Origin of the sequence: Amycolatopsis sp. NPDC058278, from assembly GCF_042881395.1 — a bacterium.
Classification (GTDB): domain Bacteria; phylum Actinomycetota; class Actinomycetes; order Mycobacteriales; family Pseudonocardiaceae; genus Amycolatopsis.
The window spans coordinates 1-14970 of record NZ_JBHVXZ010000178.1 but is presented as its reverse complement, the minus strand read 5'-3'; the positions used below and the strand labels follow the sequence as shown (position 1 = coordinate 14970).

Below are 14970 nucleotides of genomic sequence, written 5' to 3'. Positions count from 1 at the left end.
CGCGTGATCCCCGAGTCGACACGCGTGATTGACGGGTCGACACGGCGGTCGCGCGCCGTGTCGTCGCTCTGATCACGCGTGTCGACCTTCTGATCACGCGTGTCGGCTGCCGGGTCACAGTGCCTGCCACCAGCCGTCGACCGGGGGTGGCTCGGTCGCGTCGATGCGCTCGCCCGGGCGGGGGATCGCCAGCGGGAGGTCGGCCTCCTTCGCCTCGCTCCACACGCGGTCGGCCGGCTCGCCCCACGGGTGCATCGCCAGCTGGAACGTCGCCCAGTGCACCGGGACCAGCAGCTTCGCCCGGACGTCGAGGCCTGCCGCGACACCCTCCTCCGGGGTCATGTGGATGTCCGGCCAGAGCGGGGCGTACGCGCCGACCTGGATCAGGGCCGCGTCGAACGGGCCGTGCTCCGCGCCGATGGCCGCGAAACCGTCGAAATAGCCCGTGTCACCGCTGTAGAACACCCGGTGCTGCGGGCCCAGCAGGGCCCACGACGTCCACAGCGTGTCGTCGTTCGTGATGCCGCGGCCGGAGAAGTGCTGGGCCGGGGTCGCGACGAAGCGGACGCCCGCCACCGTCGCCTCTTCGTGCCAGTCGAGCTCGATGATCCGGTCCGCCGGGACGTGCCAGCGCTCCAGGTGCGCCCCGACGCCGAGCGGCACGAGGAAGGGGGCCGATGACGAGGTCACCAGCGCGCGGACCGTCGCCAGGTCCAGGTGGTCGTAGTGGTCGTGCGAGATCACGACCGCGTCGATCCGGCCGAGGGCCGACAACGGCACCGGCGGCTCGTGCAGCCGCCGCGGGCCGGCGAACGCCGCGGGGGAGACCCGGTCGCTCCACACCGGGTCGAGCAGCACGCGGGCGCCGTCGAGCTCGACCAGCGTGGAGGCGTGGCCGTACCAGGTCAGGTGCAGGCCGTCGGCCGACTCGACCGGCGCCGCCGCGACCAGCGGCACCGCGCCGGCCGGTTTGCGCAGCTCACGGTGCTCGCCGAAGAACATCTCGCGGAAGATGGTCCGCATCGACGCCGCGGTCATCGGGTGCCGCGGCGCCGCGTTGCGGAACACCTTGCCGTCGAACTGCGGCGAAGAGCGGACCCGCTCGGCCCGGGCGCCGGTGGCCTTCGCGCCGAACGCCGCCGGCAGGTCCCGCAACCCCAGGGCTGCGATCATCTTCTTCATAATCCGGCCTTCCTCATGCCCCGAGTCTACGAACGCTTCCTGAGAGGGGCCCCAGCTTCATGCAGGTGGGTGAGGGCCTGCCGGTAGGACTCGGCCAGGCTGGTCTGCAGGTACGGGACGCCCAGCTCGGCGCAGTAGGCCTGGACGATCGGCTGCGCCCGCCGCAGGTGCGGCGACGGCATGCTCGGGAACAGGTGGTGCTCGATCTGGTAGTTGAGGCCGCCGAGGGCGACGTCGGTGACGACGCCGCCGCGGACGTTGCGCGAGGTCAGCACCTGCTTGCGGAGGAAGTCGAGCTCGGTGCGCCCGGTCAGCGTCGGCATGCCCTTGTGGTTGGGCGCGAAGATCGATCCCATGTAGACACCCCACAGTCCCTGGTGGACGGCGAAGAACAGCAACGCCATACCGGGGGACAGGACGGTGAGCAACGCACTCGCGTACAGGACGAAGTGCGCGGCGAGCAACGCGGCTTCGACCTTGCGGTGGCGCAGGCCCGGCTTGCGGACCGCGCGGATGCCGGACCAGTGCAGGTTCAGCCCTTCGAGGGTCAGCAGCGGGAAGAACAGGAAGGCCTGGTACCGCCCGATGAACCGCGGCACGCCGCGGCTGGCGCGGGCCTGGTCCTTCGACCAGACGAGGATGTCCGGGTCGACGTCGGGGTCGAGCTCTTCGTGGTTCGGGTTGGCGTGGTGGCGGGTGTGCTTGTCCATCCACCAGCCGTAGCTCATCCCGATCCCGAGGTTCCCGGCGAGCATCCCGGCGATTTCGGTGGGCCGCCGTCGCCGGAACACCTGCTTGTGCGCGAGATCGTGCGAAAGCAACGCGATCTGCCCGAACATCACGGCCATGAAGCCCGCGACGGCGAGCTGCCACCACGAGTTCCCCAGCAGGGCGAAGGCCACCCAGCCGGCGCCGAACAACCCGGTCACGACGGCGATCCGGGCGGCGTAGTAGCCGGGACGGCGGTTCATCAGACCGGCGGCGGAGATGCGGTGGCTCAGCCGGGCGAAGTCGCTGCCGACGAGGTTCTCTGTGGTGGTCACCACCCGAGTCTCCGGCAGCGCCGCCCCGACCGGAATCCTGCGCGCCCCAGGCGGTTTGCGGGGGCCAGCCCTACCGGCCGCGCTGGTATGGGCAGCGGCGTCAGCCGACGTACTCCGCGAGGTGCTTCCCGGTCAGCGTCTTCTTCCGCGCCTTCACCAGCTGCGCCGGCGTGCCCTCGAAGACGATCCGGCCGCCGTCGTGGCCGGCGCCCGGGCCGAGGTCGATGAGCCAGTCCGCGTGGGCCATCACCGCCTGGTGGTGCTCGATGACGATCACCGACTTGCCCGCGTCCACCAACCGGTCCAGCAGGCCCAGCAGCTGCTCGACGTCCGCCAGGTGCAGGCCCGCCGTGGGCTCGTCGAGGACGTACACCCCGCCCTGCTCGGCCATGTGCGTCGCCAGCTTGATCCGCTGCCGCTCGCCGCCCGACAGCGTCGTCAGGGGCTGCCCCAAAGTCAGGTAGCCGAGGCCGACGTCGGACAGGTGCGTGAGGATCTTGTGCGCCGCCGGCACCGCGGCGTCACCGGAAGCGAAGAACTCCAGCGCCTCGGTGACCGGCATCCCGAGCACCTCGCTGATGTCGCGGCCGCCGAAGGTGTACTCCAGCACGTCGGCGTTGAACCGCTTGCCCTCACACACCTCGCACGGCGTCGCGGTGGCCGCCATGATCCCCAGGTCCGTGTAGACCACGCCGGCGCCGTTGCAGTTCGGGCACGCGCCTTCCGAGTTGGCGCTGAACAGGGCCGGCTTGACGCCGTTGGCCTTGGCGAACGCCTTGCGGATCGGCTCCAGCAGGCCCGTGTACGTCGCCGGGTTGCTCCGGCGCGAGCCGCGGATGCCGGTCTGGTCGACCGTCACCACGCCCTCGCCGCCGGACACCGAGCCGTGGATCAGCGAGCTCTTGCCCGAGCCCGCCACCCCGGTCACGACCACGAGCACGCCGAGCGGGATGTCGACGTCGACGTCCTGCAGGTTGTGCGTGGCCGCCCCGCGCACCTCCAGGACCCCGGACGGCGAGCGCACCGACGACTTCAGCGACGCGCGGTCGTCGAGGTGCCGCCCGGTCAGCGTGCCGCTGGAGCGTAGACCGTCCACAGTGCCCTCGAAGACGATTTCGCCGCCTTCGGTGCCGGCACGCGGCCCGAGGTCGACGACGTGGTCGGCGATCGCGATCGCCTCCGGCTTGTGCTCCACGACCAGCACCGTGTTGCCCTTGTCGCGCAGCTGCAGCAGCAGGTCGTTCATGCGCCGGATGTCGTGCGGGTGCAGGCCGATCGTCGGCTCGTCGAAGACGTAGGTGACGTCGGTCAGCGACGACCCGAGGTGGCGGATCATCTTGGTGCGCTGGGCTTCCCCGCCCGAAAGGCTCCCCGACGGCCGGTCGAGCGAAAGGTAGCCGAGCCCGATCTCGACGAACGAGTCGAGGGTGTGCTTGAGCGCGTCCAGCAGCGGCGCGACCGACGGCTCGGACAGCTTCCCCACCCAGGCGGCGAGGTCGCTGATCTGCATCGCGCACGCGTCGGCGATGCTGATCCCGTCGATCTTCGACGACCGCGCTTCCGCCGAAAGCCGCGTGCCGGCGCAGTCCGGGCAGGTCTGGAACGTCACCGCGCGCTCGACGAACGCGCGGATGTGCGGCTGCATCGAGTCGACGTCCTTGGACAGGAAGGACTTCTGGATCGCCGGCACCAGCCCGGAGTAGGTCAGGTTGATGCCCTCGACCTTGATCTTCGTCGGTTCCTTGTACACCAGGTCGGCGAACTGCTTCTTGGTGTACTTCTTGATCGGCTTGTCCGGGTCGAAGAAGCCCGAACCGCGGAAGATGCGCCCATACCAGCCTTCCATGCTGTAGCCCGGGATGGTGATCGCGCCCTCGTTGAGCGACTTGTTCTCGTCGAAGAGCGCGGTCAGGTCGATGTCGTTGACCTTGCCGCGGCCCTCGCAGCGCGGGCACATGCCGCCGGTGATGCTGAAGCTGCGGCGCTCCTTGATCTGCCGGCCGCCCTTTTCGATGGTGACCGCGCCGGCGCCGCTGATCGAGGCGACGTTGAACGAAAACGCCTGCGGCGAACCGATGTGCGGGTTCCCGAGCCGGCTGAACAGGATGCGCAGCATCGCGTTGGCGTCGGTGGCGGTGCCGACCGTGGAGTGCGGGTTCGCGCCCATCCGCTCCTGGTCGACGATGATCGCGGTGGTGATCCCGTCGAGGACGTCGACGTCCGGTCTCGCCAGCGTCGGCATGAACCCCTGCACGAAGGTGCTGTAGGTCTCGTTGATCAGCCGCTGCGATTCGGCGGCGATCGTGCTGAAGACCAGGGAGCTCTTGCCGGACCCGGAGACCCCGGTGAACACCGTCAGCCGCCGCTTGGGCAGCTCGACGCTGACGTCCCTGAGGTTGTTCACGCGCGCGCCGTGGACGCGGATCAGGTCGTGGCTGTCGGCCACGTGCGGTGCGTTCTTCCTCGTGGGCTTGCTCATCGGGGTTCTCCAGCGTTCAGAGTCGGATGGGTGGAATCAAGCTACGGCGGGATCCGCGGCCAGTGCTTCTCGATTCCTGACGGCTTCGGCGGCCCGCCGGTAATCGTGCGGCGAAAGGCCGTAAGCGTCCCGGAATCGGCGGACGAACAATGCGATGGGCAGGTCCACGACGGCCGCGAGCGAATCGATGTCCAGCGGCAGTGCGTGCTCGCGGTCGATGCGGTCGCGGACGCGCCGCAACAATGCCAGCTCACGGAAATGTTGCTGCGCGGCTGTTTTCAAGCTGAGGCACATGTCGGATTCCTTTCCGTCGTGCGCCCGAGCACCGCCCGGGGGCTTTTTGGGGGTTCCGGGTGGCGGAGCCCCCGGCCCGGGGCGAAGCCCCGGAGAGCGCAGGCCGCGATCGGGAGCAGCAGGAGGGTCAGCAAGCCGGACAGCACGAGGCCGCCCGTGCTGCCGGCCAGTTCGATCAGGGGGCCGCCCATGGCCAGCCCGAGCGGGGCGGCCAGCGTGGAGCCGGTCGTCCAGAGGGTGACGACCTGCTGTTGCTCCCCGGGGGCGAGCCCGGACTGCAGGAAGCTGTACGCGACCGGCGTGAACGGCGCGTACACCAGGCCGCCCAGGCCGAAGACGAGCAGCGCCACGGTGAGGTCGCCGGTGAGGGCGAGCGCGAGCGGGCACAGCGCCCACAGGCCGATGATCGCGACCAGCAGCGGCCGCTGCGGCAGGTTCCGCAGCCGGCCGACGAGCGCGGCGCCGAGGAACGCGCCGATCCCGAGCGCGCCCCACAGCACCCCGAGGCCGGACGCGCCGGCGTGCAGCGTCGCGCTCACGTACAGCGGGAGCGCCACTTCGACCGGCATGTACAGGAAGTTGAAGAAGAACTCGACCACCAGCAGCCGCGCGGCGACCGGACGGCGGCGCAGGATCCGCCAGCCCGACTCGTGGGTGCCCTCGTCGCGCAGCGCGTCCCGGCCCTCGGTGCCGCGGGGGACGCACGCCAGCGTGGCGGCCAGCAGGATCAGCGCTCCGCTCGCGTCGACGAAGAGCGCGAAGCCCGCGCCGGCGGTCGCCACGACCACCCCGCCCAGCACCGGACCGGCGATGTAGAGCGCGAACGTCGTGTTCAGCCCGAGCAGGCCGTTGACCGAGAACCGCCCGGCCTCGCCCGCGGCCGACGTCGCCAGCAGGCGGCGGCTGCTCGAGCCGGCCAGCCGGAACGTCGCGCCGAAGAGGAGGCCGGCGACCAGCACCGGCAGCGTGAGCCGGCCGGTGACGGCCAGGACGCCGAGGACGGCGAAGGTCAGCGACCGCAGCAGGCAGTCGGCGACGAGCAGCGTGCGCGGCGGCACCCGCACCCGGCCGAGGCCGATGGCCAGGGCCAGCGCGGTGGACAGGACGAACGGCGCGGCCTCCACGAGCCCGATGGCGATCGCCTTCGGGACGTCGCCGTGGAGGGAGAGCGTCTGGACGGGCATGGCCACGAGCAGCATGCCGGTGCCGACGTTGGCCAGGAGGTCCCCCAGCAGGAGCCCGGCGATCCGCCGGTCGCGCAGCACCTCGCGGTAGCTCTGCGCGGGGGCGATCGTGGTCAGCGCAGTTCCTGGATGCGCAGGAGGTTGCCCGCCGGGTCGCGGAACGAGCAGTCGCGGATGCCGTAGGGCTGCTCGACCGGCTCCTGGACGACCTCGGCGTTGCCCGCCTCGAGCTTGGCGAAGAGGGCGTCGAGGTCCTCGGTGGCCAGGTTGACCGAGGCGTAGGTGCCCTTGGCCATCATCTCGGCGATCATGCGGCGCTCGTCGTCGGTCAGGCCCGGCGTCGCGGCCACCGGCGACAGCACGATCGAGGTGTCCGGCTGGTTCGGCGGGCCCACGGTGATCCACTGCATGTCGCCGTACTTGACGTTCTGGCGGACCTCGAAGCCGAGGAGGTCGCGGTAGAACGCGAGCGAGGCTTCCGGATCCGTGTGCGGGAGGAAGCTCGAGTGAATGGTGACGTCCATGCCGGTCACCCTAGGTGGCCGTCGAGGGCCGCGCTTCTCGATTCCTGATCGGTCTGGTGACCTGTTTGGCCACGCACGGCGGCATCCCGACGGTGGCCTCGGCCTGCTGCTCGCGGTAGACGCTCGGGGGCGTGCCGACCAGCTCGGCGAACCGCGTGCTGAAGGTGCCCAGCGACGAGAAGCCCACGGTGAAGCAGACCTCCGTGACGCTCAGTTCGCCCGTGCGCAGCAGGGCCATCGCCCGTTCGATCCGCCGCGTCATGAGGTACGAATACGGTGACTCCCCGTACGCCCGCCGGAACTGCCGGCTGAGGTGCCCGGCCGACATGTTCACGCCACGGGCCAGCGCCTCGACGTCGAGGGGCTGGGCGTACTCCCGGTCGATCCGGTCCCGGACGCGCCGCAGCAGCGCGAGGTCGCGCAGGTACTGCGCCGTGGGGGAGCCGGTCACGGATGAATCGTGCCACAGCGGACGTCCGCCGCGGCGGGTTTCGGGTCAGCGGAGTGCTTCGCGGAGCGTCTCCCGCAGCCATTGCTGAGCCGGGTCGGCGTCGAGGCGGGCGTGCCAGGACAGCCGCACCTCGATTCCGGGCAGGTCCGCGGGGACCGGGAACCAGCGAAGGCCGAGCGCGGCGCCGTACTGCTCGGCGAGGCGCTGCGGCAGCAGCCCCACGTAGGGGCTCGAAGCGATCACGAGCGCGGCGACGGCGGAGGTGGGCACGACGGCGGCGACGTGGCGGTGCAGGCCCGCCGCGCCGAGCACGTCGTCCAGCGGCCCGCGGGCCAGGCCGCGGCGGGAGGCCGAGACGTGCGGGTGCCCGCACAGCTGCGCCAGCGTCGGCCGGCGGTGCCGGCCCAGTGGGCTGTCCGCGCGCACCGCGGCCACCAGGCGTTCGCGGTAGAGCACGGCGGTCCGGATGTCGGGCGCCGGCTGCCCGCCCACCCCGATGTCCAGGTCGATCGAGCCGTCGCGGAGGGCTTCGGTGCTTTCGCTGCCCTCGGCGACGAAACGCAGGGTGACGCCCGGGGCGGCCGCCGCCGTGGCTTCGGCCGCCGCCGTCGCCAGGGTCGCGGCCACGCCGTCGTTGATGCGGATCGTGAAGGTCCGCTCGAGGCCGGCGAGCGAGAAGTCGGTGTTGACCAGGGCCGCCGCTTCCTCCAGCAGCGAGCGCACCCGCGGCGCGGTGCGCAGCGCGAACGGCGTCGGGGCCAGCCCGCGCCCGGCGCGCACCAGGATCGGGTCGCCCATGGCCCGCCGCAGCCGGCCCAGCGCCCGGCTGGTCGCCGGGATGGACAGGTGCAGGCGCTCGGCCGCGGCCGTCACGCTCCCGTCCCGCAGGAGCGCGTCGAACACGCGCAGGAGGTTCAGGTCGAGCTGCTCGGGCACAGTTGCAGCATACGCAAACGTCTGTTGCCGAAGTTGCGTCGCGCGCAGTGGTCGGCCGTCCCTACCGTCGGGCTCATGTCCACTTCCCTCTCGCGTCGCGCACCGGTGTCCCACCACGGTCTCGGTACCCTCATGTGCGCCGCGGTGGTGCTGGTCGTCGGGATGGTCGCGGCGATCAACCTCGCCGTCCCGCTGCTCGCCGGGAGCGCGCTGCACCCGTCCGCGCCGGCCCTGGTCTGGATCGTCGACACCTACGTGATCGTGTTCGCCTGCCTGGTGATCCCCGCCGGTGCGGCGGGTGACCGGTTCGGCCGCAAGGGCGTCCTGCTGACCGGCCTCGGGCTGTTCGCCGCGGGCACGCTGCTGTCGGCGGCGGCGCCGGACGTCGCCGTCCTGCTCGCCGGCCGGGCGCTCACCGGGATCGGCGCGGCCGCGGTGCTGCCCAACTCGCTCGCCGTCCTGCTGCACGCCGTGCCCGCCGAGCGCAAACCGGCCACGATCGCGACCTGGGCGTCGATGACCGGCATCGGCGGGGTGGCCGGCAACGTCGGCGGCGGCCTGGTCCTGACGGCCGGCTCGTGGCGCTGGCTGTTCGCCGCCGCCGCGGCACTCTCGCTGGGGCTCGCCGCCCTGGCCGCCCGGTTCACGCCGGTGTCGTCGCGCCACGACCGCCGGCTCGGCCCCCTGGCCGCGGTGCTGCTGACCGGGGCGTCGGTCGCGCTCCTGCTCGGGATCGTCCAGGGCCCGGAGGCGGGCTGGGGCAGCGCGGTCGTGGTCACCGCGTTCGCCGGCGCCGCCGTCCTGTTCGCGGCGTGGGTGGCCACCGAGCTGCGGTCCGCCCACCCGCTGCTGGACCCCCGGCTGTTCCGGATCCCGGGCCTGCGCAGCGCCTGCCTCGGGCTGACCGCGATCTTCTTCGGCATGTTCGCGCTGTTCTACGTCAACGCGTCGTTCCTCCAGTACGCCAAGGGGTTCGGTGTGCTGGCGACCGGGCTCGGGATCGTGCCGCTGACGGTGCCGATAGTCCTCGGCGGACGGCACGTGGGGCGCCTGGCCGGGCGGATCGGCCTCGACACCACCGTCGCGTGCGCGTTCGGGTTCGTCGGGGCCGGCCTGCTCGGACTGTCCACGAGCGACGCGGGCACGCCGTATGCCGCCTACGCGGCCTGGCTCGTCGTGACCGGGATCGGGGTGACGCTGGCGTTGCCGACGCTGTCGGGCGTGATCGCGGGTGCCCTGCCGCCCGCCCAGGCCGGGGTCGGCACCGGGCTGCAGGCCACGACCCGGGAGTTCGGCAGCGCGCTCGGCGTCGCCGTGGTCAGCACGGTGTCCACCGCGCGGTTCGCGGCAGCCTTGCCGCCGGACCTCCGCGGGGCGCACACCGTCGCCGAAGCCCTCGCCCGGGCTCCCCGCGCGTCCGACGTCGTCACGGCGTTCGTCGCCGGTACGGACGCCGGGCTGCGCGTCGCCGGGGTGGCGGTGCTCGTCCTCGGCGGTCTGGTCGTGGCGGAGTCGTGGTGGTCGCGGGGCCGGAGGTGACGGCCGTCCCGGGGGTTCCCGTGCCCCCGGGACGGCCGCGCACCGGTGCTGCAAGACCGTGGCGTCCCTTCCGGCGGCATACCCGTCCGCCGGAACGATCTCCACGGCCCGTGCGCCCCGGCGGAGTGACCCGCCGCGGCGCTCGACCCCGGACCCCGCCCGGTGCGCCGGAAGAAGGCCACCCCGGGGGCGTCGGGTTCCCTCGGGATGGCCCTCTCCTGGCCCGCCGGGCGCTCTGCGCTCTGCGCGAGGCGGGCAGGGGGACGCTGGGGCCGGTCACCACACCACCCAGCCGCGGAGGGGGTGTGGTGACCGGCAAGGGACGGGGGCCGCCGCGCGCAGCCCCGTCCCGGCTTCGTTACCTCCCCATCGGGATGGCCATCGTCGGCAGCGCCCCCGCGGGCAGCGACTGCGCCTGCAGCGCCGTCGTGGGCGGGGACTGCGCGGGGAACGCCGTCGTCGGGATGTCGTTGGCGAACTCGCTCTCGAACTCGCGCTCGAACGCCTGCGCGTCGAACCCGCTCTCGAACTCCGGCGGCACCTCGGCCGACAGCGCGGCGAGCGACGGCTCGACCACCGGGACCTGCGGGACCTCGGCGACGGGCGCGGGCTCCGGCTCGGGCACGTAGTCGGGCGCGGGCAGCCGGCGGTTCAGTTCGGCCATCCAGTCGAGCATCGCCCGCGGCTTGTCCCAGCAGGAGATGCCGACGAGCTGCCCGTCCCGGACGAAGCCGGTGATGCCGTCGGCCAGCGACACCGTGTCCTCGGCCAGCGACGGCATCCCGCACATCTGCAGGCGCGTGTCGTACAGCGTCGACCAGGCTCGGGGGAGCGGGGTGAACGGGATGGCGCTGGAGTGGCCCATCAGCAGGTTGTCCGCCGCGTGCCGGGCCGATTCGACGGCGTTGATCCAGTGCTCGACCCGTCGCGGGGTCTCGTCGAAGCGCAGGTTCGGCCAGCGCGCGATGTCGCCGGCGATGACGACGTCGGAGGCGCCTTCGGCGAACAGCTTGGAGTCGCAGAGCACGCCGTCGCTGATGTCGAGGCCCGAGCCGCGCATCCAGTCCACCGAGGGGACGCTGCCGATGGCGAGCACGACGACGCTGGCGACCAGCAGCTGGTTGTTCGTCAGGTGCAGCCCGACGGTGTCCTTCGTGCTGATCCAGTGCCGGACTTCGCTGCGCATCGCCAGGTTCGCCCGGTGCTCGTGGTGCGCCTCGACGATGCCGCTGGAGACGCGGTCGCCGAAGCGGTGCAGCGGCGCCTTCGCGTGCCCGATCAGGGTGACGTCCCGGCCGATGTGCCGCATGCTCGCGGCGAACTCGTTGCCGATCAGGCCGGCGCCGATCACGACGGCCGGCTTCTTGCTGGCGTTGAGGCAGCGCCGCACCGCCATCGAGTCCTCGACCGTGCGCAGGATCCGCACCCGCGGGTCGTGCCGCGGCGCCCCGGGCAGGTGCCGCGGGTAGACGCCGGTCGCGGCGATCAGGCCGTCGTACCAGAGGGACTCGCCGCCGGGCAGGTGCACGACCCGCTCGGTGGTGTCCAGGTGCGTGACCCGCGCGCCGAGCCGCCAGTGCACGTCGAGGTCCGGCAGGTAGTGCGAAAGGCCCACGTCGCTGGGCCGTTCGGTGCCCATCACCAGCGCCTTGGAGACCATCGGCCGGTGGTAGGGCCGCCGGGCCTCGTCGCCGATCAGGACGATCTCCCCGTCGAACTTCTGTTCCCGCAAGCGTTCCGCGGCGCGCAGCCCGGCGACGCCCGCACCGACGATGACGATCCGGTCGCCGTCAGCCATCGAGGTCCCCTCTCATCACGACCGCCTGCATCGGGCAGCAGCGAGCGGCCATCTTCGCCTGTTCAATGGTGGTTTCGTCCAGCAGCCTCGTGTGGAAGCGCAGGCGGCCGTCCTGGCCGAGGTCGAACACGTCCGGCGCCTCCATGGCGCAGATGCCGTAGAGCTCGCACCGGTCGTTGTCGACGCTGATCCGGGGTCCGCCGCCGGGTAGACGGAAGGGCATCTCAGGCCACCTGCTCTTCCACGAGACCGATGCGTTCCAGGGTGCGAGCCGGCATGAACCGCAGCATCGACACCGTCACGGCCGGGACGAGCAGGGTGATGCCGCCCAGCCAGGTGACCGAGAGGTGGCCGTTCGCGATGGCGCCGAACCAGGAGTGGATCGCGATGAGCGCCACCGCCGGGTACGCGCAGCGGTGCAGCCACAGCCAGCGACGGTAGGACGTGAAGCGCTGCAGGCCGGCGGTGAGGAAGATGGCGAACATGACCTCGAAGCCGACGATGCCCGCGATGTGCCGCGCTTCCTGACCGGAGCCGAACGGGACGAACATGTAGGCGAAGCTGTACGGCTGCACCGTCAGGTAGGTGAAGCCGAGCGCGTGGACCAAGCCGAAGATGATCGTCGCGGTGGCCAGCACCATGTGCGTGCTGCGCAGGGCCTTCCGTCCGGTGACCGAGCGGATCCAGCCGGTCGCGGTGAGCACACCCCAGGTGAGCGTCAGCATCGTCGCCGCGTAGGACGTCCGGGCGGCGAAGGCCGCGAGGCCACGGGCCGCGGGGTCGGTCTTCGGCTGGAACTGCTGGGTGAGGAAGATCGTCGCGTCGTGCCAGGTCTCAACCATGGCTACCCCCGGTTCTCGCGGTGGCCGGCCGGGACGCCCGGGCGCGGCCACGGTTGCTCTTCACCTGGCGCAGCACGTAGAAGAAGCCGCCGCCGAGCAGCAGGAACAACGCCGCCACCACGGCGATCTGGGACGGGTCGAGGCCGAGCTGGATCCCGGTGGGCGCCGCGGTCGTGGAGACGGACGCGGCGGGCAGCGCGGTGTAGTCGACCATCCCGGTGCTCTCGAGCATCGTCATGTGCCGCATCACAGCCTGGTTGCCGACCGTCGCGAAGGCCCGCACGTCGTCGTTGCGGGTACCGGCCCGCAGCTGCGCCAGGACGTTGAACACGGCGCCGTGCGCCGCCCGCAGCCGGTTGGCGAAGACGCGGTCGAACTCCGGACCGGGGGAGGCGGCCATCTCTTCGGCGAGCCAGCCGCGCTGTTCCTCGGAGGGCTGGTCGGGGACCGGCGAGTTCAGCTTCTGCGAGAGGGCGCGGGTCGCCACGTCGAGGCGGCCGTGGTCCATCATGATCGCGAAGCCGACCTTCTGGACGATCGGGCTGCCCTTCTCCATCGCCATCATGCCCGACGGCATCTCCCACAGGCCGGCCTGGCGGACCTTGGTCAGGAGCACGGCGTCGGTGTCGGAGACCGCGGTGGTCTGGGCGAGCGAGGTCGAGCCCGGCGCGAGCAGCGCCAGCACCAGGGCCACGACGAAGAGGATCCGGACCAGCGGCCGGGAACGCTCGAGGACGGACGAGGGCTCGAAGTCGAACCCGGCGAGCTCAGACGCCGAACGCATTTTGCCTCCACTCGTCCTGGGTGAGGGTGATCTTCTTGCCGTCCGGCGCGATGGGGTACCAGGCCTGGTCCAGGCCCTGGCCGGAGGTGTCGGCCGGTTCCTGGTCGCCGGTGAAGTGGTAGAGCGGCCAGCCGGCGAGCGTGAGCTGCTCGATGCCGTCGGCGCGGGTGATCTGCCCGATCAGCGACTGGTCGACGTCGATCGCCGGCAGGTTGCCGCCGGCCTTGACCGGGATCCACTTGGTCGCGCACGCACCGTTGCAGTTGGACCGCGGGGGGTTGGGGGTGTCCCGGTCGTACCGGTAGATCGTGTACCCGGTCCCGTCGACGAGCAGGAGCCCGAGGTCGAACGTCTTCGCGGCCCTGAGCTGGCTCTTCGCCGGGTTGTTCGGGTCGGCGGTGATGGACTGCGGCATCGGCAGGACGACCTGTCCCTGCTGCATGCCGGGCATCTGCATCCCGGCGCCGCCGGCGGCGTAACCGCCGCCCGAGGTGGTGGCGGCGCCGGCGGTACAGGCGGTGAGCAAGGCGAGTGCGGTGAGGCACACGGCGGCGGGGACCACCGGGCGGGGAATGCGAATCACTGCTCCTCCGTGGGCATGACTACGCGCTGTTGCCGGTAGTGCAACGGAAAAGGGCGCGAAAGATCCACAGTGGACATTCGGTCCGGAGTGGATGTGGAGCGTTGCGGGGGACAACGCCTGGTCGGGGTCTTCGGTAGGGGATACGGACACGGTCCGGAAACGGTTCAAAAAAGTTTTGCTCCCGGTTTGCGGGCCGGAAGTACTGGACGTAGGCCGTCCGGCCCACCAGGATGTCCCGCGTGGGACGGCACACCCGAGCGCTGAGATCCATCGGAGATCATGATGCCGTCGTCGAGCCCGGCGACGGCCACGACGATCTGGCGAAGGCGCTTTACCAGGAGTTCGGCGGGTCCCTGATGGCGTTCGCGCTGCGGCTGACCGGCCACGACCGGCAGTGGGCCGAGGACGTCGTGCAGGAGACCCTGATCAAGGCGTGGCGGAACGCCGACAAGCTCGACCGCCAGCCGGAGATGCTGCGTGCCTGGTTGTTCACGGTGGCCCGGCGTACCGTCATCGACGGCTGGCGCAGCCGCAGTGTCCGGCCCCAGGAGCTCGAGGAGATCGAATCCGACGCGATCGCGGTGTCCGACGAATCGGACCGGACGCTCGCCGCGATGATCGTTTACGAGGCGCTGCAGGGCCTTTCGCCCGAGCAGCGGGAGGCCATCCAGCAGACCTACCTGCGCGATCGGACCGTGAACGAGGTCGCGGCGACCCTCGGCGTGCCCCCGGGCACCGTCAAATCCCGCATCCACCACGCCGTCCGCGCGCTGCGCCGGGCCTTGCGCGAGCGGGGGTGAACTGAGCGTGGCCGGATCCGCACACACCGACGTCGCCGCCTACGTGCTCGGCGTCCTCAGCGAAGCCGAGAACACCCAGTTCGAAGCCCACCTGATGAACTGCCCGCACTGCCAGCTCGACCTGATCGAGCTCTACCAGCTGCCGGACGTCCTCGACCTGGTCAAGCGCAGCTGGCCGGAGCCCCCGATGCCCGCGCCCAGCCCGCGCACCCTCTCGCCGGGTCCCCGGGTGCTGCGCGGCCTCATGGAAGAGGCCGCCGTCAAGCGCCGCCGCCGTCGCCGGATCGGCATCCTCGCCGGGGCCGCGGCCGCGGCGGCCGTGATCGCCGGCCCGCTGGTGACCCTCGCGGTCCGGCCGGCCGACGCCGTTCCGCCCGCTTCGCTGGCCGCTCCGAGCAACAAGCAGCCGCCGCCGGCCACGAGCGTCCCGGCGACGTCCACCCCGGCCGGCGGGGGCGCACCGGGCCATCCCTGCGGCGGCCCGACGTACGGCCGCGGCAGCGGCGGGTCCGCCGTCAGCGCCCTGGTCAC

16 protein-coding genes are annotated in these 14970 nt (G+C 71.8%); 3 read left to right on the top strand and 13 right to left on the bottom strand.

Annotated elements, in window-relative coordinates:
- Window positions 1-114: 114 nt before the first annotated feature.
- The 8 genes from ACFVYA_RS46260 to ACFVYA_RS46225 all read right to left on the bottom strand — a co-directional run bounded on the left by ACFVYA_RS46260 (window position 115) and on the right by ACFVYA_RS46225 (window position 8093).
- Window positions 115-1182, bottom strand: a complete 1068-nt coding sequence (locus ACFVYA_RS46260) for an MBL fold metallo-hydrolase (RefSeq protein WP_387054485.1) — start codon at window positions 1180-1182, stop codon at window positions 115-117.
- Window positions 1183-1208: 26 nt separating this feature from the next.
- Window positions 1209-2225: a fatty acid desaturase family protein gene (locus ACFVYA_RS46255; protein WP_387054483.1), complete on the bottom strand. Its 1017-nt coding sequence runs from the start codon at window positions 2223-2225 to the stop codon at window positions 1209-1211.
- Between the two features lie 100 nt (window positions 2226-2325).
- Window positions 2326-4704, bottom strand: a complete 2379-nt coding sequence (locus ACFVYA_RS46250; RefSeq protein ID WP_387054481.1) for an ATP-binding cassette domain-containing protein — start codon at window positions 4702-4704, stop codon at window positions 2326-2328.
- 36 nt (window positions 4705-4740) lie between these two features.
- The gene (locus tag ACFVYA_RS46245; RefSeq protein WP_387054479.1) at window positions 4741-4998 is read right to left on the bottom strand and encodes an AraC family transcriptional regulator; all 258 of its coding nucleotides are present in this window, start codon (window positions 4996-4998) and stop codon (window positions 4741-4743) included.
- Entirely contained in the window at window positions 4983-6263 is a 1281-nt protein-coding gene (locus ACFVYA_RS46240; protein ID WP_387054477.1) for an MFS transporter, read from the bottom strand. Before ACFVYA_RS46240 ends, ACFVYA_RS46245 begins: the two co-directional genes overlap by 16 nt.
- A 32-nt stretch (window positions 6264-6295) precedes the next feature.
- Window positions 6296-6706, bottom strand: a complete 411-nt coding sequence (locus ACFVYA_RS46235; protein ID WP_285989803.1) for a VOC family protein — start codon at window positions 6704-6706, stop codon at window positions 6296-6298.
- A 10-nt stretch (window positions 6707-6716) separates the two neighbouring features.
- Window positions 6717-7157, bottom strand: a complete 441-nt coding sequence (locus ACFVYA_RS46230) for a helix-turn-helix transcriptional regulator (RefSeq protein ID WP_285989804.1) — start codon at window positions 7155-7157, stop codon at window positions 6717-6719.
- A gap of 45 nt (window positions 7158-7202) precedes the next feature.
- Window positions 7203-8093, bottom strand: coding sequence for a LysR family transcriptional regulator (locus tag ACFVYA_RS46225; RefSeq protein ID WP_387054474.1), 891 nt, complete (start codon window positions 8091-8093; stop codon window positions 7203-7205).
- A gap of 132 nt (window positions 8094-8225) precedes the next feature.
- Here ACFVYA_RS46225 and ACFVYA_RS46220 point away from each other — a divergent pair, with 132 nt between their 5' ends.
- Complete coding sequence (locus ACFVYA_RS46220) at window positions 8226-9632, top strand: MFS transporter (RefSeq protein WP_387054487.1); 1407 nt, start codon at window positions 8226-8228, stop codon at window positions 9630-9632.
- Between the two features lie 358 nt (window positions 9633-9990).
- Here ACFVYA_RS46220 and ACFVYA_RS46215 read toward each other — a convergent pair whose 3' ends face one another.
- The 5 genes from ACFVYA_RS46215 to ACFVYA_RS46195 are packed head-to-tail and all read right to left on the bottom strand — an operon-like array spanning window position 9991 to window position 13639.
- Entirely contained in the window at window positions 9991-11430 is a 1440-nt protein-coding gene (locus ACFVYA_RS46215; protein ID WP_285989806.1) for an NAD(P)/FAD-dependent oxidoreductase, read from the bottom strand.
- The gene (locus tag ACFVYA_RS46210; RefSeq protein WP_013224408.1) at window positions 11423-11653 is read right to left on the bottom strand and encodes a ferredoxin; all 231 of its coding nucleotides are present in this window, start codon (window positions 11651-11653) and stop codon (window positions 11423-11425) included. The genes ACFVYA_RS46215 and ACFVYA_RS46210 overlap by 8 nt, the downstream gene beginning before the upstream one ends.
- 1 nt (window position 11654) lies before the next feature.
- Window positions 11655-12272 carry a ferric reductase-like transmembrane domain-containing protein gene (locus ACFVYA_RS46205; protein ID WP_285989807.1) on the bottom strand — a complete coding sequence of 206 codons (618 nt, stop codon included), beginning with the start codon at window positions 12270-12272 and terminating at the stop codon, window positions 11655-11657.
- Window positions 12265-13056: a DUF4142 domain-containing protein gene (locus tag ACFVYA_RS46200; RefSeq protein ID WP_387054470.1), complete on the bottom strand. Its 792-nt coding sequence runs from the start codon at window positions 13054-13056 to the stop codon at window positions 12265-12267. Before ACFVYA_RS46200 ends, ACFVYA_RS46205 begins: the two co-directional genes overlap by 8 nt.
- Window positions 13040-13639, bottom strand: coding sequence for a hypothetical protein (locus tag ACFVYA_RS46195; protein WP_387054468.1), 600 nt, complete (start codon window positions 13637-13639; stop codon window positions 13040-13042). The genes ACFVYA_RS46200 and ACFVYA_RS46195 overlap by 17 nt, the downstream gene beginning before the upstream one ends.
- A gap of 239 nt (window positions 13640-13878) precedes the next feature.
- On the opposite strand from ACFVYA_RS46195, the gene ACFVYA_RS46190 reads away from it, so the two are divergent.
- Both ACFVYA_RS46190 and ACFVYA_RS46185 read left to right on the top strand, forming a co-directional pair.
- The gene (locus ACFVYA_RS46190; protein ID WP_285989810.1) at window positions 13879-14439 is read left to right on the top strand and encodes a sigma-70 family RNA polymerase sigma factor; all 561 of its coding nucleotides are present in this window, start codon (window positions 13879-13881) and stop codon (window positions 14437-14439) included.
- A 7-nt stretch (window positions 14440-14446) separates the two neighbouring features.
- A partial coding sequence (locus tag ACFVYA_RS46185; RefSeq protein ID WP_387054466.1) for a zf-HC2 domain-containing protein occupies window positions 14447-14970 on the top strand: 524 nt, incomplete at its 3' end.